General features: G+C 75.1%; 20 protein-coding genes and 1 other RNA gene. 13 read left to right on the top strand and 8 right to left on the bottom strand.

Features of this window, described 5'->3' with window-relative positions:
* The first annotated feature begins 147 nt into the window (after window positions 1-147).
* The 5 genes from ABFY03_RS11695 to ABFY03_RS11675 all read left to right on the top strand — a co-directional run bounded on the left by ABFY03_RS11695 (window position 148) and on the right by ABFY03_RS11675 (window position 5,030).
* Window positions 148-1,188 (top strand): ABC transporter substrate-binding protein, encoded by a 1,041-nt coding sequence (locus ABFY03_RS11695; protein ID WP_319007382.1) that lies wholly within the window; start codon window positions 148-150, stop codon window positions 1,186-1,188.
* A gap of 66 nt (window positions 1,189-1,254) precedes the next feature.
* Complete coding sequence (locus ABFY03_RS11690; RefSeq protein ID WP_346169850.1) at window positions 1,255-2,085, top strand: Nif3-like dinuclear metal center hexameric protein; 831 nt, start codon at window positions 1,255-1,257, stop codon at window positions 2,083-2,085.
* The gene (locus tag ABFY03_RS11685) at window positions 2,082-2,825 is read left to right on the top strand and encodes a zinc ribbon domain-containing protein (RefSeq protein ID WP_319007388.1); all 744 of its coding nucleotides are present in this window, start codon (window positions 2,082-2,084) and stop codon (window positions 2,823-2,825) included. The genes ABFY03_RS11690 and ABFY03_RS11685 overlap by 4 nt, the downstream gene beginning before the upstream one ends.
* Entirely contained in the window at window positions 2,825-4,225 is a 1,401-nt protein-coding gene (locus tag ABFY03_RS11680; protein ID WP_346169849.1) for a bifunctional RNase H/acid phosphatase, read from the top strand. The genes ABFY03_RS11685 and ABFY03_RS11680 overlap by 1 nt, the downstream gene beginning before the upstream one ends.
* A 1-nt stretch (window position 4,226) precedes the next feature.
* Entirely contained in the window at window positions 4,227-5,030 is an 804-nt protein-coding gene (locus tag ABFY03_RS11675) for a GNAT family N-acetyltransferase (protein WP_346169848.1), read from the top strand.
* Here ABFY03_RS11675 and eda read toward each other — a convergent pair.
* Window positions 5,017-5,655: a bifunctional 4-hydroxy-2-oxoglutarate aldolase/2-dehydro-3-deoxy-phosphogluconate aldolase gene (eda, locus tag ABFY03_RS11670; protein WP_319007378.1), complete on the bottom strand. Its 639-nt coding sequence runs from the start codon at window positions 5,653-5,655 to the stop codon at window positions 5,017-5,019. The two genes, ABFY03_RS11675 and eda, sit on opposite strands and share 14 nt — an antisense overlap.
* Before the next feature lie 63 nt (window positions 5,656-5,718).
* Window positions 5,719-6,486: a peroxide stress protein YaaA gene (yaaA, locus tag ABFY03_RS11665; RefSeq protein ID WP_319007377.1), complete on the bottom strand. Its 768-nt coding sequence runs from the start codon at window positions 6,484-6,486 to the stop codon at window positions 5,719-5,721.
* 120 nt (window positions 6,487-6,606) lie between these two features.
* Between yaaA and ABFY03_RS11660 the strand changes: the two genes are divergently transcribed.
* Entirely contained in the window at window positions 6,607-8,055 is a 1,449-nt protein-coding gene (locus ABFY03_RS11660) for an RNB domain-containing ribonuclease (RefSeq protein ID WP_319007376.1), read from the top strand.
* On the opposite strand, the gene ABFY03_RS11655 is transcribed toward ABFY03_RS11660, so the two are convergent.
* Both ABFY03_RS11655 and ABFY03_RS11650 read right to left on the bottom strand, forming a co-directional pair.
* Complete coding sequence (locus tag ABFY03_RS11655) at window positions 8,000-8,857, bottom strand: hypothetical protein (protein WP_319007375.1); 858 nt, start codon at window positions 8,855-8,857, stop codon at window positions 8,000-8,002. The two genes, ABFY03_RS11660 and ABFY03_RS11655, sit on opposite strands and share 56 nt — an antisense overlap.
* Window positions 8,844-9,611: a MerR family transcriptional regulator gene (locus tag ABFY03_RS11650; protein WP_346169847.1), complete on the bottom strand. Its 768-nt coding sequence runs from the start codon at window positions 9,609-9,611 to the stop codon at window positions 8,844-8,846. The genes ABFY03_RS11655 and ABFY03_RS11650 overlap by 14 nt, the downstream gene beginning before the upstream one ends.
* 78 nt (window positions 9,612-9,689) lie before the next feature.
* Here ABFY03_RS11650 and rnpB point away from each other — a divergent pair.
* Window positions 9,690-10,088, top strand: an RNA gene (gene rnpB / locus ABFY03_RS11645) — RNase P RNA component class A.
* Window positions 10,089-10,142: 54 nt separating this feature from the next.
* Here rnpB and ABFY03_RS11640 read toward each other — a convergent pair.
* The gene (locus ABFY03_RS11640) at window positions 10,143-10,577 is read right to left on the bottom strand and encodes a hypothetical protein (RefSeq protein ID WP_319007373.1); all 435 of its coding nucleotides are present in this window, start codon (window positions 10,575-10,577) and stop codon (window positions 10,143-10,145) included.
* 149 nt (window positions 10,578-10,726) lie between these two features.
* Between ABFY03_RS11640 and ABFY03_RS11635 the strand changes: the two genes are divergently transcribed.
* Window positions 10,727-11,059, top strand: a complete 333-nt coding sequence (locus ABFY03_RS11635) for a nuclear transport factor 2 family protein (protein ID WP_319007372.1) — start codon at window positions 10,727-10,729, stop codon at window positions 11,057-11,059.
* 4 nt (window positions 11,060-11,063) lie between these two features.
* On the opposite strand, the gene ABFY03_RS11630 is transcribed toward ABFY03_RS11635, so the two are convergent.
* The gene (locus ABFY03_RS11630; RefSeq protein WP_319007371.1) at window positions 11,064-11,807 is read right to left on the bottom strand and encodes an SDR family oxidoreductase; all 744 of its coding nucleotides are present in this window, start codon (window positions 11,805-11,807) and stop codon (window positions 11,064-11,066) included.
* Between the two features lie 167 nt (window positions 11,808-11,974).
* Here ABFY03_RS11630 and ABFY03_RS11625 point away from each other — a divergent pair, with 167 nt between their 5' ends.
* Window positions 11,975-13,618, top strand: coding sequence for an alkaline phosphatase D family protein (locus tag ABFY03_RS11625; protein WP_319007370.1), 1,644 nt, complete (start codon window positions 11,975-11,977; stop codon window positions 13,616-13,618).
* Here ABFY03_RS11625 and ABFY03_RS11620 read toward each other — a convergent pair.
* The gene (locus ABFY03_RS11620) at window positions 13,605-14,609 is read right to left on the bottom strand and encodes a Gfo/Idh/MocA family protein (protein ID WP_346172238.1); all 1,005 of its coding nucleotides are present in this window, start codon (window positions 14,607-14,609) and stop codon (window positions 13,605-13,607) included. The two genes, ABFY03_RS11625 and ABFY03_RS11620, sit on opposite strands and share 14 nt — an antisense overlap.
* A gap of 87 nt (window positions 14,610-14,696) precedes the next feature.
* Between ABFY03_RS11620 and ABFY03_RS11615 the strand changes: the two genes are divergently transcribed.
* Window positions 14,697-15,962 carry a Bcr/CflA family multidrug efflux MFS transporter gene (locus ABFY03_RS11615; RefSeq protein WP_319007386.1) on the top strand — a complete coding sequence of 422 codons (1,266 nt, stop codon included), beginning with the start codon at window positions 14,697-14,699 and terminating at the stop codon, window positions 15,960-15,962.
* Window positions 15,963-16,051: 89 nt separating this feature from the next.
* Window positions 16,052-17,038 (top strand): small ribosomal subunit Rsm22 family protein, encoded by a 987-nt coding sequence (locus ABFY03_RS11610; RefSeq protein ID WP_319007369.1) that lies wholly within the window; start codon window positions 16,052-16,054, stop codon window positions 17,036-17,038.
* Here ABFY03_RS11610 and ddaH read toward each other — a convergent pair.
* Window positions 17,035-17,865, bottom strand: a complete 831-nt coding sequence (gene ddaH / locus ABFY03_RS11605; RefSeq protein WP_336624877.1) for a dimethylargininase — start codon at window positions 17,863-17,865, stop codon at window positions 17,035-17,037. The two genes, ABFY03_RS11610 and ddaH, sit on opposite strands and share 4 nt — an antisense overlap.
* A gap of 740 nt (window positions 17,866-18,605) precedes the next feature.
* Between ddaH and ABFY03_RS11600 the strand changes: the two genes are divergently transcribed.
* Complete coding sequence (locus ABFY03_RS11600) at window positions 18,606-19,229, top strand: TetR/AcrR family transcriptional regulator (protein WP_319007368.1); 624 nt, start codon at window positions 18,606-18,608, stop codon at window positions 19,227-19,229.
* A gap of 111 nt (window positions 19,230-19,340) precedes the next feature.
* Window positions 19,341-20,114, top strand: a complete 774-nt coding sequence (locus tag ABFY03_RS11595) for a bifunctional DNA primase/polymerase (RefSeq protein ID WP_319007367.1) — start codon at window positions 19,341-19,343, stop codon at window positions 20,112-20,114.
* The last annotated feature ends 46 nt before the right edge of the window (window positions 20,115-20,160 follow it).

Below are 20,160 nucleotides of genomic sequence, written 5' to 3'. Positions count from 1 at the left end.
TTCGATTGAGCGCGGGGGCCGGTTGTGCTGGCGGAGCACCTGCGCTTGTAAGGTAAGGCGAGCCTAAGCGGAGCCAGTGGGTCCGCCGTGGAACAGCCCTGCGTCGTCCCCACCTCGACGTTCCGCCATCGAAGAGGAGCCCTCCCGATGTCCCTCCGCCGCCGCGGCACCGCCGCCGCCGTCGCCCTCGCCGCCGCGCTCTCCCTCGCGGCCTGCGGAGGGGGCGACGGCTCGTCCGACGCCTCCGCCAAGAAGGAGGACACGGCGAAGAAGAAGGACGTCGCCACCGGCGGCAAGGACTTCGGCGACGCCGCCGCCAAGACCGCCGCCATGGGCACCGACGCCAAGCCGGGCCAGTTCCCCCGCACCCTCACCCACGCCATGGGCACCACCGAGGTCGAGGCCGCCCCGAAGCGCGTCGTCGTCCTCGACGTCGGCGAGCTCGACAACGTCGTCTCCCTCGGCGTCAAGCCCGTCGGCTACGCCCCCTCCGAGGGCGACGACGGCATCCCCGGCTACCTCGCCGAGGACGCCGGCAGCCCCCGGTCCGTCGGCACCATCAACAACCTCAACCTGGAGGCGATCGCCAACCTCCAGCCCGACCTCATCCTCGGCAGCCAGCTCCGCGCCGCCGACAAGTACGACGAGCTGTCGAAGATCGCGCCGACCGTCTTCTCCATCCGCCCGGGCTTCACCTGGAAGGAGAACTACCTCCTCAACGCCGCCGCGCTCGACAAGACCGCCGAGGCGAAGGAGAAGCTCGCCGCGTACGAGACCAAGGCGAAGCAGCTCGGCACGGACATCGGCCCGAACAAGCCGACCGTCTCGATGGTCCGCTACCTCCCCGGCAAGATCCGCCTCTACGCGAAGGCGTCGTTCATCGGCACCATCCTGGAGGACGCCGGCCTGCCCCGCCCGAAGAACCAGCAGGTGAACGACCTCGCCGTCGAGGTCAGCCCGGAGAAGATCGACCAGGCCGACGCCGACTGGATCTTCACCGGCGTCTACGGCGACGCCAAGGCGACCAAGAAGGACGCCGCCCAGGGCAACCCGCTGTGGAAGAACCTCAAGGCCGTCAAGGGCGGCCAGGCCAAGGACGTCGCCGACGAGACCTGGTACCTCGGCCTCGGCGTCACGGCGGCGAACAGCGTCCTGGACGACCTGCGCGCCGACCTCGTGAAGAAGTAGGCCGGGGTTCCGGAGTCGTCCACAGGCCAGGACGGCGGGGCACGGAGGGCAGGTAGCCTTTCCTCCGTGCCCCGTCTGTCTGAAGTCATCGCCGAACTCGACGCCCTCTGGCCTCCCCAGCGGGCCGAGCAGTGGGACGCCGTCGGCACCGTCTGCGGCGACCCCGACGCCGAGGTGCGCCGCGTCCTCTTCGCCGTCGATCCCGTCCAGGAGATCGCGGACGAGGCCGTCGCCCTCGGCGCCGACCTGATCGTCACCCACCACCCGCTCTACCTGCGCGGGACGACGACGGTCGCGGCGGGCCACTTCAAGGGCCGGGTCGTGCACACCCTGATCAAGCACGACATCGCCCTGCACGTCGCGCACACCAACGCCGACACCGCCGACCCCGGCGTCTCCGACGCCCTCGCCGGCGCCCTCGACCTGCGCGTCACCGGCCCGCTCGTCCCCGAGAACAACCTCGGCCGGATCTGCGAGCTCGACCACCCCGAGACCCTCGCCGAGTTCGCCGCCCGCGCCGCGAAGCGGCTGCCCGCCACCGCGCAGGGCATCCGGGTCGCCGGCGACCCCGCCATGACCGTCCGCCGCGTCGCCGTCAGCGGCGGCTCCGGCGACAGCCTCTTCGACGCCGTGCGGGCCGCCGGGGCGGACGCCTTCCTCACCGCGGACCTGCGCCACCACCCCGTCTCCGAGGCCACCCAGGCCGCGTCCTCCTCGGGCCCGCTGGGCCTCGTCGACGCCGCCCACTGGGCCACCGAGTGGCCCTGGTGCGAACAGGCCGCCGCCCAGCTCGACGAGATCTCCGACCGCCACGGCTGGGACCTCCGCGTCCACGTCTCGAAGACGGTCACCGACCCCTGGTCCTCCCACCACACTTCCTCTGGAGCCCCCAACTGAACGCCGCGCCCGCCGACCAGATCCGCCTCCTCGACGTCCAGGCCCTGGACGTCCGCCTCCAGCAGCTCGCCCACAAGCGCAAGGCGCTGCCCGAGCACGCGGAGATCGAGGCGCTGACCAAGGACCTCACCCAGCTGCGCGACCTGCTCGTCGCCGCGCAGACCGAGGAGAGCGACTGCGCCCGCGAGCAGACCAAGGCCGAGCAGGACGTCGACCAGGTCCGCCAGCGCGCCGCCCGCGACCAGCAGCGGCTCGACTCCGGCGCCGTCTCCTCCCCGAAGGACCTGGAGAGCCTCCAGCGCGAGATCACCTCGCTCGCCAAGCGCCAGGGCGACCTGGAGGAGATCGTCCTGGAGGTGATGGAGCGCCGCGAGTCCGCCCAGGAGCGCGTCGCCGAGCTCACCGAGCGCGTCGCCGCCGTCCAGGCCAAGGTGGACGACGCCACCGCCCGCCGCGACACCGCCCAGGCCGGCCTGGACGAGGAGGCCGCCGGCGTCGCCAAGGAGCGCGAGGTCGTCGCCGGCACCGTCCCCGCCGACCTGCTGAAGCTCTACGACAAGCTCCGCGAGCAGCAGGGCGGCGTCGGCGCGGCCCGCCTCTACCAGCGCAAGTGCGAGGGCTGCCACATCGAGCTCAACATCACCGAGCTGAACGAGGTCCGGGCCGCCGCGAAGGACGCGGTCGTCCGCTGCGAGAACTGCCGCCGCATCCTCGTCCGCACGGCGGAGTCCGGCCTGTAATGCGCGAGCTCGTGGTCGAGGCGGACGGCGGCTCCCGGGGCAATCCCGGCCCCGCCGGCTACGGCGCCGTCGTCCTCGACCCGGCCACGGGCGAGACGCTCGCGGAGGCCGCCGAGTACATCGGCGTCGCCACCAACAACGTCGCCGAGTACAAGGGCCTCATCGCGGGCCTCCGCGCCGCCCTGGACCTGGCGCCCGACGCCGTGGTCCGGGTCAGGATGGACTCCAAGCTCGTCGTCGAGCAGATGTCGGGCCGCTGGAAGATCAAGCACCCCGACATGAAGCCGCTGGCGGCGGAGGCGGCCCGCGCCTTCCCCGCCGACCGGGTCCGCTACGAGTGGATCCCGCGCGAGCGCAACAAGCACGCCGACCGCCTGGCCAACGAGGCCATGGACGCGGGCGCCCGCGGCGAACAGTGGTCCCCCCGCGACACCTCGGCGGCCCAGGTCGCGGCGGCCTTGCCGCCGGCGGGCCCGCCCGGCGACGCCGCAGCGGGCGCCGCCAAGGCCCGAGCGGCCCTCGCCGGCACGAACTCGCCTGCGGCGGGCAGCGCCGGCGCGGCCGCGGCCACCGCCGCCCCCGCTGTGGGCGATCGTTCCGCAGGGCGTGGGGGTACCCCCTCCGGGGGAGGGTGGGCACAGCCCCCGGTGCCGGGCACCGCTTCTCAGGACCCGTCTGCCGCCGAGCCCGCGCCCGCACCGGCCGCGCCCGCCGCCGTACCTGCCGACGCGGCAGCGGGTGCCGCTACGGGCCCCACGGCCGGACCGGACCTCTCCACCCCCGCCACCTTCGTCCTGCTCCGCCACGGCGAGACCGCCCTCACCCCCGAGAAGCGTTTCTCGGGAAGCGGCGGCTCCGACCCCGAGCTGTCCGAGGCCGGGCGCCGCCAGGCCGCCGCCGTCGCCGAGGCGCTCGCCGCCCGCGGCACGATCCAGCACATCGTCAGCTCGCCGCTCGTCCGCTGCCGCCAGACCGCCGAGACCGTCGCCGCCCGCCTCGGACTCGACGTCGTCGTCGACCAGGGGCTGCGCGAGACCGACTTCGGCGCCTGGGAGGGGCTCACCTTCGCCGAGGTCCGCGAGCGCCACCCCGAGGACCTCGACGCCTGGCTCGCCTCCCCGAAGGCCGCCCCGACCGGCGGCGGCGAGAGCTTCGCCGCCGTCGCCCGCCGCGTCGCCGCCGCCCGCGACCGGCTGGCCGCCGCCCACGCGGGCCGTACGGTCCTCCTCGTCAGCCACGTCACGCCCATCAAGACCCTGGTGCGACTGGCGCTCGGCGCCCCGCCGGAGTCCCTGTTCAAGATGGAACTGTCCGCCGCCTCGCTCTCCGCCGTCGCCTACTACGCCGACGGCAACGCCTCCGTGCGCCTCCTCAACGACACCTCGCACCTCAGGCGCTGACGTGGGCCGCTGGCACTTCACCGCCGACCCCGCCGTCTTCCGGGCCGCCGCCGGCGCCCACCTCGCCGCCGACCCGGCCCGCAACACCTCCGTGCTGACGCTCACGGAGAAGGCGGACCGGCTCGGCTGGTGGACGGAGCCCGACGGCCGGGTGACCGGCGTCGTCGCGGTCCCGCGCTCCGGGCTCCCGTCCCTCGGTGTGACCACCACCGAGGCGGCCCGGGCGCTCGCGCTGCCGGACGGCGACCAGCCGGTGGAGCTGCGCGGCGAGACGGCGGCGGTGGAGGCGTACCTCGACGCCGCCGGCCGCCCCTGGACCCCGCTCCTGCGGATGCGGCTCTACCGGCTGGGCGCGCTCACGCCGCCCGACCCGGCCCCGGCCGGCCGCGCCCGGCATGCGACCGAGGCGGACCTCCCCCTCCTCGCCGAGTGGACCACGGCCTTCGTCCGTGCCATCGGCGAGGAGCCCGCCGACGACTACACCGGCATGCTCACCGAACGCCTCACCGAGGGCCGCCTCCACGTGTGGGAGGCCCCGGCCGGACGGCCGGCGTCGATGGCCGCCGTCTCCCGCACGGTCGAGGGCCAGGCCCGGGTGCACCTCGTCTACACCCCGCCCGCCGACCGCGGCCGGGGGTACGCCGCGGGCGTCACCGCCGCCGTCAGCGGGGCCGCCCTCGCCGCCGGCGCCGCGCAGGTCCTGCTCTTCACCGACCTCGCCAACCCCACCAGCAACGCCCTCTACCGGCGCCTCGGCTACCGCCCGGTGACCGACCACCTCGGGGTGCGCTTCACCGACGGCTGAGCCCCGCCGCCTCCCGCGCCAGCGCCTCCACCCGCCGCCAGTCGCGGGCGGCGAGCGCGTCCGGCGGCAGCATCCAGCTGCCGCCCACGCAGGCGACGTTCGGCAGCGCGAGATAGCCGGGGGCCGAGGCGGCCGAGACGCCGCCCGTCGGGCAGAACCGGGCCTGCGGCAGCGGACCCGCCAGGGACCGCAGATAAGGGACGCCGCCGGCCGCCTCCGCCGGGAAGAACTTCATCTCCGTGACGCCCTCCTCCAGCAGGGCCAGCACCTCGGAGGCGGTCGAGACGCCCGGCAGGAACGGCACGCCCGACTCCCGCAGCGCCCCGAGCAGCCGCCCCGAACACCCCGGGCTCACCAGGAACCGCGCCCCCGCCCGTACGGCGTCCGCCGCCCCGGCCGCCGAGACCACCGTCCCCGCGCCGACCACCGCCTCCGGCACCTCGGCCGCGACCGCCCGCACCGCGTCGAGCGCGGCCGGGGTGCGCAGCGTGACCTCGATCAGCGGCAGCCCGCCCGCCACCAGCGCCCGGGCCAGCGGCACGGCGTCGGCGGCGTCCTCGATCACCACGACCGGGACGACGGGGGCGTGCGGGGCGAGCGCGAACAGGCCGGGGGTGCTGGACATGGCCTCATCCTGCCCAGCACCCCCGGCTTGTGCAACGCCCGTTGCGCACCGCGCAACGGCGGCTCAGTGGATCTCGTCCACCAGCACGTCGAGCGCCCCCGCCTTCGCGCCCGTCTCCACGACGTACCCGAGGTCCCGCAGCGCCTCCACCAGCTCCTCCGGCGTGCCCGGCGCCGCGTCCGACTCCAGCAGGCTCCGCACGATCCGGCCCTTGGTCGCCTTGTTGAAGTGGCTGACCACCTTCCGGGTCGGCGCGTGCAGCACCCGTACCGTCGCGGTCCGCGCCGCCACCTCGCCCTTCGGCTTCCACGCCGCCGCGTACGCCGACGAGCGCAGGTCCAGCACGAGGCCGTCCCCGGCCGCCTCCGGCAGCACCGAGGCCATCGCCCCCCGCCAGTGCGCGCCCAGCGCGCCGAGCCCCGGCAGCTTGACCCCCATCGAGCAGCGGTACGACGGGATCCGGTCGGTCACCTTCACCGCGCCCCACAGCCCGGAGAAGACCAGCAGCGAGGCCCCCGCGCGCTTCCGGGCCGCCGCGTCCAGCGTCGCCAGGCCCAGCGCGTCGTACAGCACGCCGGTGTAGATCTCGCCGGCCGGACGCGCGCCCGCCGTCCGCAGCCCGGTGTTCTTCGCGACCTCGCCGCGCAGCCCCTCGCTCAGGCCCAGCACCTCGCGCGCCTTCTCCTCGTCGGCGGCGCACAGCTCGACCAGCTCGTCGAGGACCGCCGCCCGCGCCGCCGCGAGCCCCGGCAGCGACAGCGACTCCGGCTTGAGCGGCGCCCCGGACCCGGAGGGCGCCTTGCCTTCGGAGGGCGGCAGCAGCACGAGCACGGTGGTTCTCCTTCATACGTACGGGAACGGGGATGCGGCCCCGGCATGCCAGCGTACAAACCACCGCCACCCCCTCCCCACGACATGCCGCCCCCCGCACCCCGCCCTACGCTCGGTTCCATGCCCCGCCGCCACCTCCACGTGACCGGCGCAGCCGAGGCTCCGCTGCGGGCCGCCCTGCGCGCACTCCGTACCGAGCTCGCCGTCCCCGAGGGCTTCCCGCCGGACGTGCTCGCCGAGGCCGAGGCCGCCGCGAAGAACCCCCGGCTCCCCGCCTACGACGCCACCGACCTGCCGTTCCTCACCATCGACCCGCCCACCTCCACCGACCTCGACCAGGCCATGCACCTGGCCCGGCGGGCCGACGGCGGCTACCGCGTCCACTACGCCATCGCCGACGTCGCCGCCTTCGTCGCCCCCGGCGGGGCGATCGACGCCGAGGCCCACCGGCGGGTCCTCACCCTCTACTTCCCCGACGGCAAGGCCCCCCTCCACCCGCCGGCGCTCTCCGAGGGCGCCGCCAGCCTGCTGCCCGGCGAGCCCCGCCCCGCCCTGCTCTGGCGGATCGACCTCGACGCCGAGGGCCGCCGGGTCGCCACCGACCTGCGCCGCGCCCTCGTCCGCAGCCGCGCCAGGCTCGACTACGCCTCCGTCCAGCGGCAGATCGACTCCGGCACCGCAGAGGAACCCCTCGCCCTCCTCCGCGCCATCGGCCGGCTCCGCGAGGAGCGCGAGATCGAACGCGGCGGGATCTCCCTCGACGTCCCCGAACAGGAGATCGTCGAGGTCCCCGGCGACCACACCTACACGCTCGCCTACCGCGCGCCCCTGCCCGCCGAGAGCTGGAACGCGCAGATCTCCCTGCTCACCGGCATGGCCGCCGCCGACCTCATGACCGCCGCGGGCACCGGCATCCTGCGCACCCTGCCGGTCGCCCCCGACGGGGCCGTCGCCCGGCTGCGCCGCTCCGCCGAGGCGCTCGGCGTCGCCTGGCCGCACCACGTGCCGTACGCGGAGGTGGTCAGGAACGCCGACCCCACCGACCCGCGCCAGGCCGCCTTCCTCCAGGAGTGCACCACCCTGCTGCGCGGCGCCGGCTACACCGTCTTCACCGACGGCCGGCTGCCCGACCCGGCCGTGCACGCGGCCGTCGCCGACGAGTACACCCACTGCACCGCCCCGCTGCGCCGGCTCGTCGACCGGTACGCCGCCGAACTGTGCGTGGCGGCGGTCGCCGGGACCGAGCCGCCGGAGTGGGTGCGGGCCGCGCTGCCCGGCCTGCCCGACACCATGGGCGCCGGCTCGCGGCGCGCCAACGCGGTGGAGCGGGAGAGCGTCGACGTCGTCGAGGCGGCGCTGCTCAGCGGCCGGGTGGGCGAGCTCTTCGACGCGTACGTGATCGACGTGAAGGAGCGGGAGCCGTCCGTCGGCACCGTCCACCTCGACGACCCGGCGGTCGTCGCCCGGGTCGAGGGCGGTACGGCCCCGCTGCCGCTGGGGGAGTGGCTGCGGGTCAGGCTCGCGGCAGCGGATCCCGGCCGGGCGAAGGTGCTGTTCGCGCCCGCGTGACCGCGTCGCGGACGGCCGCGTACAGCGCCCCGGGGTCGTCCGCGTGCAGCCGTACGGTGGTCACCGGCCGCACCGAGCCGAGCAGCCCGACGACCTCCACCGGCCCGTCCAGCTCCAGCGTCACGGAGGTCCGCGAGCCGACGGCCAGGTTCAGCTCGCCGTCCTTCCGCTCGTGGGTGAAACGGTTCTCCCGACGGACGGACGCGATCCGGTCCAGCGGCACCGGCACGTCCACATGAGCGGCCCGGCGGACCCGCAGGCACCCGCCTGCCAGCACGTGCGGCCGGGTGACGGAGGCCGCGTGCAGCCCCAGGACGAAGAGGACCGTGTAGACGTCGAGGACCAGGACGACCTCGTGCACCACGGGCACGTCCGCGAGCAGCCACGTCATGCCGACCGTCTCGACCAGGCAGACGAACGCGAAGCCGTACATGAGGGCGGCCTGGTCCCGCGCGTGCGGGAAGACGCCCTCGGCGCCCGCCGTCCCGTGCGGCCGCCGCGCCACCCACCGCCCCAGGCCCGCCATCAGCCGCAGCTCGTGCCCGATCAGCCGCAGCACCCGCTCCGGTACGAGCTCCGCCAGCGCCTCCCGCCGCGAGAGCCCCCGCCGCCGCAGCCGCAGCCACACCACGGCCTCGGCCCCGAGCAGCGCGACCATCACCAGCTCCGCGCCGGCCAGGACGGACCCGGGCATCCGCACCCCGCCGAGCAGCAGCGCGCACACCACCACCTCCGCCGGGAGCGCCGCGTACGCCACCCCGCGCAACGCCCGCAGCACGGGCCCCCGCTCACGCCCCGCCACGACGCTCCCCTCCCTCGACGCGCTCCGCCACCAGATCGAGGGCTCGCCTGACGGCGGCCGCCTGGGCCGGCGCCAGATCCGCGAAGAACACGTCCGCGAGCCCGCCCGACCCCTCGGCGGGCAGCGCGAAGCCGCCGATCCCGTCCGGCAGCGCCCCGGCGAGCGCCCGCGCGGCCTCCTCGACCCGCGGATCGTCCGCCGGCGCGTCGGCCAGCGCGTCCAGGAGCCCGTACACCGCCCCGGCGCTCCCGGCGACCTCGTGCATCAGGCCCATCAGCCGGGCCCGCTCCTCGGCCGGCACGACGGTGTCGAGCAGCGCGAGGATCTCCCGGTCCTTCACCGCCATCGGCGAGTCCGGCAGCTCGCCGACCCCGGCGAGCAGCGCCGCCAGCTCCGGCGAGACCGGCCCCTCGGCGGTGAGCCGCCCGGCCCGGGCCTCGCCGAGCAGCCCGGCGAGCCGCGCCCGCCGCTCCCGGACGACGGCTTCCTGGCGCGCGAGGTCCGCGTCCAGCTCCTCCAGGACCTCCACCAGCTCCCGCCCCTCGTCGTCCGCGAGCACGTCGCGCACCTCGTCGAGCCCGAGCCCCAGCTCGGTCAGCCGGCGCACCCGGGCGAGCAGCACCGCGTCCCGGATGCCGTACTCCCGGTAGCCGTTGGGCAGCCGCTCGGGCTCGGGCAGCAGCCCCAGGTGGTGGTAGTGCCGCACGGCGCGGGGGGTGACCCCGACGAGCGCGGCGATCTCGCCGATACGCATGACCTCAGTAGAAACCCTGACGCTGCGGCAAGGTCAAGCGTCGTCGCTCCCGGCAGGTAGCATGGTCGGCACGGCAGACGAGCCGGGCGGGCGGCCGCGTGGAGGTCTTCGGATCTCCCCGAGGAACGTCCGGGCTCCACAGAGCAGGGTGGTGGCTAACGGCCACCCGGGGTGACCCGCGGGACAGTGCCACAGAAAACAGACCGCCGGGGGCCTCGGCCCACGGTAAGGGTGAAACGGTGGTGTAAGAGACCACCAGCGCCTGAGGTGACTCAGGCGGCTAGGTAAACCCCACCCGGAGCAAGGTCAAGAGGGGACACCCCGGTGTCCCTGCGCGAATGATCGAGGGCTGCTCGCCCGAGTTCGCGGGTAGACCGCACGAGGCCGGCGGCAACGCCGGCCCTAGATGGATGGCCGTCACCCCGACGACCGCGAGGTCCCGGGGTACAGAACCCGGCGTACAGCCCGACTCGTCTGCCCCTTCCCAGGGCCCCTCGCGGGGCCCTTTCGCATGCGGCGGGACGGTCGTTCTCAGGCCAGCACCTCCACCGTCCAGTGGGGCGTGCGGTCGTCCGTGCGGGTCACCACCGGCTTCGGGGCGAGCGAGCGGTCCTCGAAGAGGTCCCGGCCCAGGGGGAGGCCGTGCTGGGTGATCACGTACGTGCCGGTGCCGAGGGCGTCGAGGCCGCTGATCGTGGCGACGCCCTCCGGGGTGACCCGCTGGAGGCGCCAGACCGAGGCCGCGGTGTCGTCGGGACGGACCAGGACCGGGGCGCGGTCGGTGCCGGAGGCGGTGAGCGTGTCCTCGGTGCCCTTCACGGTCAGGCGGAAGCCGCCGTCCGCCTCGGCGACCGCCCACTCGGCGGTGCGGTGCTCGTCGACCAGGAAGCCGACCAGCCTCCCCTCGTGGACCCCGACCGGGGCCCCCTTCGCGTACAGCCTGACGATCCGGTCCTGCTCCGACATCGCTCCTCCAGCGGCGGACGGGGGCTTGGCCCCTCGATACTGCCCGCGGCGGCCGCCGGGCCCCGGGAGGCTGCCGTGGGGCTCGCCCGACTGGCCCATCCCGGGCGCCGGAGCGGGGCGCGGAGCCGTCCGGCGGGTACGGCTGGAGCATGACGCTTCCCGTGGACCGGCTCCGTGAGCCCGCCGTGCGCGCCTTCGTCGCCGCGCTGAACGCCAACGACCGCGACGCCTTCTCCGCCGCCCTCGCGCCGGGGGCGACCATGTCCGACGACGGGTCGGAGCGGGACCTCGCGGAGTGGACCGAGCGGGAGGTGTTCGCCTCGAACGGGCGGATGGAGGTGGAGAGCGAGGACGAGGACGGGCTCGCCCTCGTCGCCACCTACAGCAACGACACCTGGGGGGCCATGCGGACGGTCTGGCGGTTCACCGTGGAGGGCGGGAGGGTGGCCCGCTTCGAGACCGGTCAGGCCCCCGCGGAGTGAGCCGTCAGCCGCGGCCGATGTAGGGCATCGCCGTGGCCATCACCGTGGCGAACTGCACGTTCGCCTCCAGCGGCAGGGCCGCCATGTGGACGACGGTCGCCGCCACGTCCGCCGCGTCCATCACCGGCTCGGCGGCCAGCTCGCCGTTGGCCTGGAGGATGCCGGTCCCCATGCGGGCCGTCATCTCGGTGGCCGCGTTGCCGATGTCGATCTGGCCGCAGGCGATCCGGTACGGGCGGCCGTCCAGCGACAGCGACCTGGTCAGGCCCGTCATCGCGTGCTTGGTCGCCGTGTACGCGATCGAGTGCGGGCGCGGCACGTGCGCGGAGATCGAGCCGTTGTTGATGATCCGGCCGCCCTGCGGGGACTGCTCCTTCATCGCCCGGAAGGCCGCCTGGGCGCAGAGGAAGGCGCCCGTCAGATTGACGTCGACGACCGCGCGCCAGGTGTCGTAGGCCAGCTCCTCGACCGGGGTGCCGCCGCCCGCGAACGTCCCCGCGTTGTTGAACAGCAGGTCGACGCGGCCGAAGCGGTCCCGTACCGCGTCGAACAGGGCCGCCACCTCCTCCGGTGACGTCACGTCCGTCGGGACGCAGAGGGTGCGGCCGTCCGCCAGGCCCTCCGCCGTCTCCTCCAGGGGCCCGCGCCGGCGGCCCGCGAGCGCCACCGACCAGCCCGCCTCCGCGAGCGCCCGCGCCACCTCCCGGCCGATGCCCGAACCCGCTCCCGTCACCACCGCGACGCCCATGCCGAACCGCCTTTCCAGCCTCGTGTCGCTCCCGGCCGCGCAGCGTACGCCAGACGCGTGCCCCATGAACTCATCCGTCCGACACGTGGATGACCTGTCCCCGACAATGCGTGGTCGCCCCGCGCCCCTCGAATACCGACGGACACCAACCGTCAGGGGAGGGGCACATGACACCCGCACCGAGCAGCACACCGGCCCACAGCGCGGAACTCCGCGCCGCCGCGCGCCACTTCGGCCGCCGCCGGTTCCTCACCACCGCCGGAGCCGCCGCCGCGCTCGCCTTCGCCACCCAGCTGCCCGCCGCCGGCGCGGCCGCCGCCGCCGAGCTGGACGGGCGCCGCATCACCGAGGAGCCGTTCACCCTCGGCGTCGCCTCCGGCGACCCCCGGCCCGGCTCCGTCCTGCTGTGGACCCGGCTCGCCCCGCGTCCCTTCGAGCCCGGCGGCGGCCTGCCCGCCGAGAGGGTCTCCGTCCACTGGGAGCTCGCCCGCGACGAGCGCTTCACCCGGCCCGTCCGGCGCGGTCGCGCCACCGCCCACCCGGAGTTCAGCCACACCGTGCACGTGGAGGTCGAACACCTGGAGCCCGGGAGGGAGTTCTTCTACCGGTTCCGCGCGGGGGCCTGGGTCAGCCCGGTCGGCCGGACCCGCACCGCGCCCGCGCCCTGGGCCCGGCCGGCCGAGCTCCGCCTCGGCGCCGTCTCCTGCCAGGCGTACCACGACGGCTACTTCACCGCCTACCGGCACCTCGCCGACGAGGACCTCGACGTCGTGTTCCACCTCGGCGACTACCTCTACGAGTACGCCGTCAACGCCACCGGCGGCGCCCGCGCCTACACCGACCGCACCCTCCCGGCCGTCTTCAACCGCGAGACGGTCACCCTGGAGGACTACCGGCTCCGGTACGGCCTCTACAAGTCGGACCCCGACCTGCGGGCCGCGCACGCCGCGCACCCCTTCGTCGTCACCTGGGACGACCACGAGACCGAGAACAACTACGCGGGCGGCATCCCCGAGAACTCCGTCCCGCCCGAGGAGTTCCTGCTCCGCCGAGCCGCCGCCTACCGCGCCTACTGGGAGCACCAGCCGCTGCGCGCGCCCCAGCTTCCCGAGGGCCCGGACATGCGGCTGTACCGGCGGCTGACCTTCGGCCGGCTCGCCCAGTTCGACATCCTCGACACCCGTCAGTACCGCTCCGACCAGGCGTACGGCGACGGCTGGCAGGTCCCGGGCCCGCTCTCCGAGGACCCGGCCCGCACCATGACCGGCGCCGCGCAGGAACGGTGGCTGCTCGACGGGTGGCGCGCCTCGGACGCCCGCTGGAACGTCCTGCCCCAGCAGGTGGTCTTCGCCGAGCGCCGGGACCGCCCCACCGCCGACTTCAAGCTCTCCATGGACTCCTGGGACGGCTACCCGGCGTCCCGCGCGCGGATCCTCGCGGGCGCCGAGTCCGCGGGGGTGGCGAACCTGATGGTGCTGACGGGCGATGTCCACGTCTCGTACGGCCTCGACATCAAGGCCGACTTCCGCGACCCGGGCTCCCGGACCGTCGGCACCGAGATCGTCGCCACCTCGATCTCCAGCGGCAAGGACGGCGCCGACCGCCCGTCCAGCTACGACCGGCTGACCCAGGCCAACCCGCACCTGAGGTTCTTCCACGGCCGGCGCGGCTACGTCACCGTGTCCCTCGGGGAGGAGAGCGCCCGGGCCGACTTCCGTACGGTCCCGTACGTGACGACGCCGGGCGCCCCGGTCACCACCGCCGCGTCCTTCGTGACGGAGGCCGGCCGTCCGGGCCTCACACCCGCGTGAGCTCGGCCTCCTGCGGATAGCGGACGCCGACGCGGTCCCGTACCGCGTCGAGCGTCCGCATCACCGCGAGCGAGCCGTCCAGCGGCACCAGCGGCGACTCCGTCTCCCCGGCCCGCAGGCACCGCATCACCTCGGCGGCCTCGTGCCGCAGCGAGTGCGGGTCATCGGAGTCGGTGAACTCCTTCGGCTCGGCCCCGTGCCGCAGCAGCGTGAACCGCTCCGGGAAGAAGAAGCCGCGCGGCACGTCGATCCGGCCCTTCGTGCCCGTCACCGAGGCGGTCAGCGGGGTGTCCGCCTCCAGCGAGCAGGACAGCAGCGCCGAGGCGCCCGAGTCCGACCAGCCGAGCAGCATGCCGGTGTTCAGGTCGACGCCCTCCGGGGAGAGCCGCGCGTACGCCTGCACCGAGTCCGGCTCGCCGAGCAGCAGCTGCGCGAACGACACCGGGTAGACGCCCAGGTCGAGCAGGGCGCCGCCGCCGACGGCGGGGTCCCGCAGCCGGTGCCCGGGATCGGCCGGCCCGACCAGCCCGAAGTCGGCCTGCACGGTCCGCACCTCCCCGATCGCGCCGTCCCGGACCAGCTCGGCGATCCGCCGGATCAGCGGGTTGCAGTACATCCACATGGCCTCCATGAGGAAGAGGCCCCGCTCCCGGGCGAGCGCGACCAGCTCCTCCGCCTCCCGCGCGTTCAGCGTCAGCGCCTTCTCGCAGAGGACCGCCTTGCCCGCCTCCAGGGCGCGGCCGGCCGCCTCCCGGTGGGCGTGGTGCGGGGTCGCCACGTAGACCACGTCCACCTCGGGGTCGGCGAAGAGGCCGTCCCAGCCGCCGTACGCCCGCGCGATCCCGAACCGGTCCGCGAAGGCCCGCGCCGACGCCTCCGTCCGGGACGCCACCGCCACCACCTCGGCGCCGTCCAGTTCCGCCAGATCCGTCACGAACCGCTCGGCTATCCCGCCCGTCGCGAGCACGCCCCACCGCACCGTCTCGGCCATGTCGTTCACGTCCGTCCACCCCAAGGGTCTCGATCCGCCCCGCCGAGCTGAGAGCATAGGCAAGGATTCAACGAAATGGAGCGGTCGATGCCGGAGAGCGGCCAGAAAACAACACAAGGACACATAACCGGAACTCAGGCGGCCGTTCCCGCCGCCCGGCGGGCCGGACTGCTCGTCACCCTCGTGCTCGGCGGGCTCACCGCCCTTCCGCCGCTGTCCATGGACATGTACCTGCCGGCCCTGCCGGAGGTCACCCGCTCGTTGACCGCCCCCGCCGCCACCGTCCAGCTCACCCTCACCGCCTGCCTCGCCGGCATGGCGCTCGGCCAGCTCGTCGTCGGGCCCATGAGCGACAAGTGGGGCCGCCGCCGGCCGCTGCTCGCCGGCATGGTCGTCTACGTCCTCGCCACCGCCGTCTGCGCCTTCGCGCCCAGCGCCGAACTCCTCATCGCCTTCCGGCTCCTCCAGGGCCTCGCCGGAGCCGCCGGCATCGTGATCGCCCGGGCCGTCGTCCGCGACCTCTACGACGGCGTCGAGATGGCCCGCTTCTTCTCCACCCTGATGCTGATCTCCGGCGTCGCGCCGATCGTCGCGCCGCTCATCGGCGGGCAGATCCTGCGGATCACCGACTGGCGGGGCGTCTTCCACGTCCTCGCCGTCATCGGCGTCCTGCTCACCCTGGTCGTCTGGCGCTTCCTGCACGAGACGCTGCCTCCCGAGCGGCGCCAGGAGGGCGGCGTCGGCCAGGCCCTGCGCACCATGCGCGGGCTGCTCGCCGACCGCGTCTTCACCGGCTACATGCTGGCCGGCGGCCTCGCCTTCGCGGCCCTCTTCGCCTACATCTCGGCGTCGCCGTTCGTCGTCCAGGAGATCTACGGCGCCTCGCCGCAGACCTTCAGCCTCCTCTTCGGGCTCAACTCGATCGGCCTCGTGGCCGTCGGCCAGATCAACGGCAAGCTGCTCGTCGGCCGGGTCAGCCTCGACAAGGCGCTCGGCTGGGGCCTCTCCGTCATCCTGCTCGCCTCGGCGGCGCTGCTCCTGATGACCGCCGGCGTCTTCGGCGACGTCGGGCTGGTCCCGATCGCGGCGGGGCTGTTCGTCCTGATGTCGGCGATGGGTCTGGCGATGCCGAACACGAACGCGCAGGCGCTGATGCGGACGCCGCACGCGGCGGGGTCGGCGTCGGCCCTCCTCGGCACGTCCTCCTTCCTGATCGGCGCGGTCGCGTCGCCGCTGGTCGGCATCGCGGGCGAGCGGACGGCGGTCCCGATGGCGGTCGTCCAGCTCACCTGCGCGACCGCCGCCCTGACCAGCTACCTCCTCCTCTGCCGCCCCTGGCACCGCACCCCCTGACCCGGCCCCGCCGCGAGACGGCGGCGCCGGGGCGGGGGCCGGTATCGTCCGCGACGGGGCCGGAGGCGGGGGCACCTAGACTGGGGACGGTGAATGGAATCGTCGCCTCTGCCGATGCGCTGCGCACCGCCCTCGCCCGCGTCCTCGACGGCCTCCCCGCCTCGCAGGCCGCGAAGGCCGTGGACCGCCTGATCACGCACTACCGAGGCGCGACCCCGACCGACGCCCCCGTGCTCCGCGACCGGTCCGACGTCGTCGCTTACGCCGCCTACCGGATGCCCGCCACCTTCGAGGCCGCCCGCGGCGCCCTGGACGCGCTGCGGGCCGCCGCGCCGGAGTGGGTGCCGGGCAGCCACACGGACGTCGGCGGCGGGACCGGTGCCGCGAGCTGGGCCGTCGCCGAGGCGTGGGACGGGGCCCCGCCGCGTACCACCGTCCTCGACTGGGCCGAGCCCGCGCTCGCCCTCGGCCGCGAACTGGCCGCCGGGGCCCTGGACGCCGAGTGGCGGCGCGAGCGGATCGGCACCGCGCTGCGGCTCGCCGACACCGACCTGGTCACCGTCTCGTACGTGCTCAAGGAGCTCACCGAGGCCGACCGGACCGCGCTGGTGACCGAGGCGGCCCGGGCCGCCCGCGGCGCCGTCGTGATCGTCGAGCCCGGCACCCCGGACGGCTACGAGCGGATCATCGCCGCCCGGTCCGTCCTCGTCGACGCCGGCTTCACCGTCGCCGCGCCGTGCCCGCACAGCGGCGCCTGCCCGATCGAGCCGGGCACCGACTGGTGCCACTTCTCGGCCCGGGTCAGCCGTTCCTCGCTGCACCGCCAGGTGAAGGGCGGCTCGCTGCCGTACGAGGACGAGAAGTTCGCGTACGTGGCCGCCACCAGGTTCCCCGTGACGCCGGCGCCCGCCCGCGTCATCCGCAGGCCGCAGATCCGCAAGGGCCTCGTCCTCCTCGACCTCTGCGCCCCGGAAGGGCTCGGCCGCGAGACCGTCACCAAGCGCCACGGGCCCCTGTACAAGCAGGCCCGTGACGCCGAGTGGGGCGACGCCTGGCCGCCCGCCGAGGACGTCTAGGGCCGCAGCTCCTGGGTGCAGCACTTCACGCTGCCGCCGCCCTTGAGGAGTTCGCCGAGGTCCATGCCGATCGGCTCGAAGCCGCGGGCCCGGAGCGGGCCGAACAGGCCGGTGGCCGTCTGGGGGAGCAGCACGTGCCGGCCGTCGCTGACCGCGTTGAGCCCGAGGGCCGCGGCGTCCTCGGCGGTGGCCTTCAGGGCGTCGGGGAAGAGCCGGTCGAGGACGGCCCGGCTGCCGGGGGAGAAGGCGTCGGGGAAGTACATGACCTCGTCGGCGGCCTCGTCGAGGACGCAGAGGGCCGTGTCCAGGTGGTAGTAGCGCGGGTCCACCAGCTCCAGGCCGATCACCGGCCGGCCGAAGAACTCCTGCGCCTCGCCGTGCGAGAGCGGGCTGGAGCGGAAGCCGGTGCCGGCCAGGATCCAGGAGTCGGTGACGGCGAAGTCGCCCTCGCCCTCGTTGACGTGCTGCGGCACCCGCAGGTCCTCCTCGGCCCAGCCGTTGCGGCGGAACCAGTCGAGGTGCGCGTCGGCCTCCGCGGTCCGCTCGGGGTAGGCGAAGCGTGCGCCGAGGACCCGTCCGCCGACGACGGTCGCGCCGTTCGCGGCGAACACCATGTCGGGCAGGGCCGGGTCGGGGGTGAGGAGTTCGACGGTGTGCCCGAGGGACCGGTAGCGGTCGCGCAGGTCCTCCCACTGGGCGACGGCGAGCGGCAGGTCGACGGGCTTGGTCGGGTCCATCCACGGGTTGATGGAGTACGTCACCGTGAAGTGCGCGGGTGGGCACATCAGGTAGCGGCGGGGCGAGGACTCGCGCGGAGTGGAGCGCAATCGGGCCTCCTCACGGACGGGCGGCCCGCGACGCGGGCCGTGGATCGGTGGAGCCATGGTCCGCTCTCAGCGGCCCGCGCGCAGTGGACCGTTCGGGTGGTTCGCCCCCCGTACACACACTCGACCCCACCGCGCCACCGGCCCGCCCCCCACCCGACCCGAGCCGACCCGGGACCCGCCTCGGGCCGAGGCCGACGCACCCGCCCCCGGCCGAGGCCGGGACACCGGCGCCCACCCGCCGCCGGCTCAGGCCGCGTAACCGCTGCCGGGCACCAGCCCCCGGCCGAGGCCAGAGACATGGCCGAGCGGCCAAGGCCGGACACCGGCCCCTGGCCGAGGCCGGACCTCCGGCGCCTGGCCGAGGCCGGACCTCCGGCGCCTGGCCGAGGCCGGACCTCCGGCGCCTGGCCGAGGCCGGACCTCCGGCGCCTGGCCGAGGCCGGACCTCCGGCGCCTGGCCGAGGCCGGACCTCCGGCGCCTGGCCGAGGCCGGACCTCCGGCGCCTGGTCCAGCCGGACCCCCGCCCAGGCCGTCGCCGGCTACGGGCGCATGGCCGAGGTCGGCACCGGCGCCCGCCCGGGTCGAGGTCGGCACCGGCGCCCGCCCGGGCCGAGGTCGGGACACCGGCGCCCGCCCCGGTCCGAGGTCGGGACACGGCGCCCGCCGTCGCCGGCACGGCGTCCGCCCCACCCCCCACCGGGCGAGACGGTGCGTCTCGTCAGGTGGTAGCGTGGGGATCATGTCCGAGCCCAGAATTCCCGATGCCTCGCGGCGCAGTGAGCGGTCTCGTCGTGCCATCTTCGACGCCGCGCTCGGTCTCGTCTCCGAGGTGGGGTACGCGAAGACCACCGTCGAGGGGATCGCCTCGCGCGCGGGTGTCGGCAAGCAGACCATCTACCGGTGGTGGCCTTCCAAGGCGGCCGTGCTGCTCGACGCCTACCTCGACCTCGCCGCCCGCGCCGCCGAGGAGGCCGGGGCCGCGCCCGGGCAGGCCGGGCTGCCCGACAGCGGGGACCTCGCCGCCGACCTGCGGGTCGTGCTGCGGGCCACCGTGGACGAGCTGAACGACCCCCGCTACGACGCCCCCACCCGGGCGCTCGCCGCCGAGGGCTGCACCGATCCCGAGCTCGGGGCCCGCTTCACCGCCGCCCTCCTCACGCCGCAACTGGAGCTGTTCGCCCGGCGCATCGAGGCCGCCCAGGCCGCCGGGCAGGCGGACCCGGACGCCGACGCCCGGCTCGCCACCGAACTCCTGGTCGGACCGCTGCACCACCGGTGGATGCACCGCACCGGACCGCTGACCCACGCCTACGCCGACGCCCTCGTCGACCTCGCCCTGCGCGGCCTCACGCCCCGGCCGTGACGAGCGTGAGCGTCGTCACCGGCCCGGGTTCCCCACTCCGGTCACCCGGGGAGCAGGATGGTGGGACCATGGGCAGAGCCGACCGGGCGAGCATGAGCTGTGAGGGGATAGATGGGCGACGGCATCGGCCGCTACCGCGGCACGGAGAGCAAACTCGCACAGTGGCTGCGCAGGCGCCCGAAACGGGCCGCGGCCGACGACGGGAACACCCGCGAGACGCTGCTCCTGGCCATCGCCGCCGCCGGCCTGCCCCTGGCCCCCGCCGCCTACCCCGTCGGCTACAGCTGTTCCTGTGAGCGGATCGGCTGTCCCACCCCGGCCCGGCACCCGGTCTCCTTCGCCTGGCAGACCCAGTCGACCACCGACCGCGCGCAGATCGAGCGCTGGGCGCGGAACGAGCCCCGCGCGAACTTCGTCACCGCCACCGGCATGGTCCACGACGTCCTCGACGTGCCGCTGCCGGCCGGCCGGGCCGCCCTGGAGCGGCTGCTCGCCGACGGCGTCGAGGTCGGACCGGTCGCCGAGTCCCCGGACAGCACCGGCGACGGCGGCCGGATGCTCTTCTTCACCGCCACCCGCGGCACCCCCGAGGACGAGGACGAGTGGTGGCCCTGCGAGCTGGACTGCCATCCCGAGACCATGGACGAGCATCCCGGCCTGCGCTGGCACTGCCGCGGCAGCTACGTCCTGGTCCCGCCCGCCCGGCTGCCCGGCGACGAGGACGACCACCCGGTCGTCGGCTGGGTCCGCGGCCCCGAGCACGCCCTGCCCGACCCGCTGAACCTGCTGGAGACCCTCACCGACGCCTGCGCCCGGCACGCCGCCGAGCAGGAGACCGGGGACGGGCACGGGGCCCACGAGATCGCCTGGCCCCTCACCCGCTGAGCCTGTCGAGCCCCGTGAGCCTCCTGGCCACCGGAGCCCGCTGGGC

Source organism: Streptomyces roseofulvus (genome assembly GCF_039534915.1).
GTDB lineage: Bacteria > Actinomycetota > Actinomycetes > Streptomycetales > Streptomycetaceae > Streptomyces > Streptomyces roseofulvus.
The sequence above is the reverse complement of the archived record's forward strand: the minus strand, read 5'-3'. Positions and strand labels throughout refer to the sequence as shown.

What these genes read in the sequence shown, in the direction of transcription:
- ABFY03_RS11625 (WP_319007370.1), top strand. Translation starts at nt 11,975, where the DNA reads ATGACACCCGCACCGAGCAGCACACCGGCCCACAGCGCGGAACTCCGC.
- ABFY03_RS11630 (WP_319007371.1), bottom strand. Translation starts at nt 11,807, where the DNA reads ATGGGCGTCGCGGTGGTGACGGGAGCGGGTTCGGGCATCGGCCGGGAG.
- ABFY03_RS11615 (WP_319007386.1), top strand. Translation starts at nt 14,697, where the DNA reads ATGCCGGAGAGCGGCCAGAAAACAACACAAGGACACATAACCGGAACT.
- ABFY03_RS11650 (WP_346169847.1), bottom strand. Translation starts at nt 9,611, where the DNA reads ATGCGTATCGGCGAGATCGCCGCGCTCGTCGGGGTCACCCCCCGCGCC.
- ABFY03_RS11635 (WP_319007372.1), top strand. Translation starts at nt 10,727, where the DNA reads ATGACGCTTCCCGTGGACCGGCTCCGTGAGCCCGCCGTGCGCGCCTTC.
- ABFY03_RS11595 (WP_319007367.1), top strand. Translation starts at nt 19,341, where the DNA reads ATGGGCGACGGCATCGGCCGCTACCGCGGCACGGAGAGCAAACTCGCA.
- ABFY03_RS11695 (WP_319007382.1), top strand. Translation starts at nt 148, where the DNA reads ATGTCCCTCCGCCGCCGCGGCACCGCCGCCGCCGTCGCCCTCGCCGCC.
- ABFY03_RS11680 (WP_346169849.1), top strand. Translation starts at nt 2,825, where the DNA reads ATGCGCGAGCTCGTGGTCGAGGCGGACGGCGGCTCCCGGGGCAATCCC.
- ABFY03_RS11620 (WP_346172238.1), bottom strand. Translation starts at nt 14,609, where the DNA reads ATGGCCGAGACGGTGCGGTGGGGCGTGCTCGCGACGGGCGGGATAGCC.
- eda (WP_319007378.1), bottom strand. Translation starts at nt 5,655, where the DNA reads ATGTCCAGCACCCCCGGCCTGTTCGCGCTCGCCCCGCACGCCCCCGTC.
- ABFY03_RS11660 (WP_319007376.1), top strand. Translation starts at nt 6,607, where the DNA reads ATGCCCCGCCGCCACCTCCACGTGACCGGCGCAGCCGAGGCTCCGCTG.
- ABFY03_RS11640 (WP_319007373.1), bottom strand. Translation starts at nt 10,577, where the DNA reads ATGTCGGAGCAGGACCGGATCGTCAGGCTGTACGCGAAGGGGGCCCCG.
- ABFY03_RS11600 (WP_319007368.1), top strand. Translation starts at nt 18,606, where the DNA reads ATGTCCGAGCCCAGAATTCCCGATGCCTCGCGGCGCAGTGAGCGGTCT.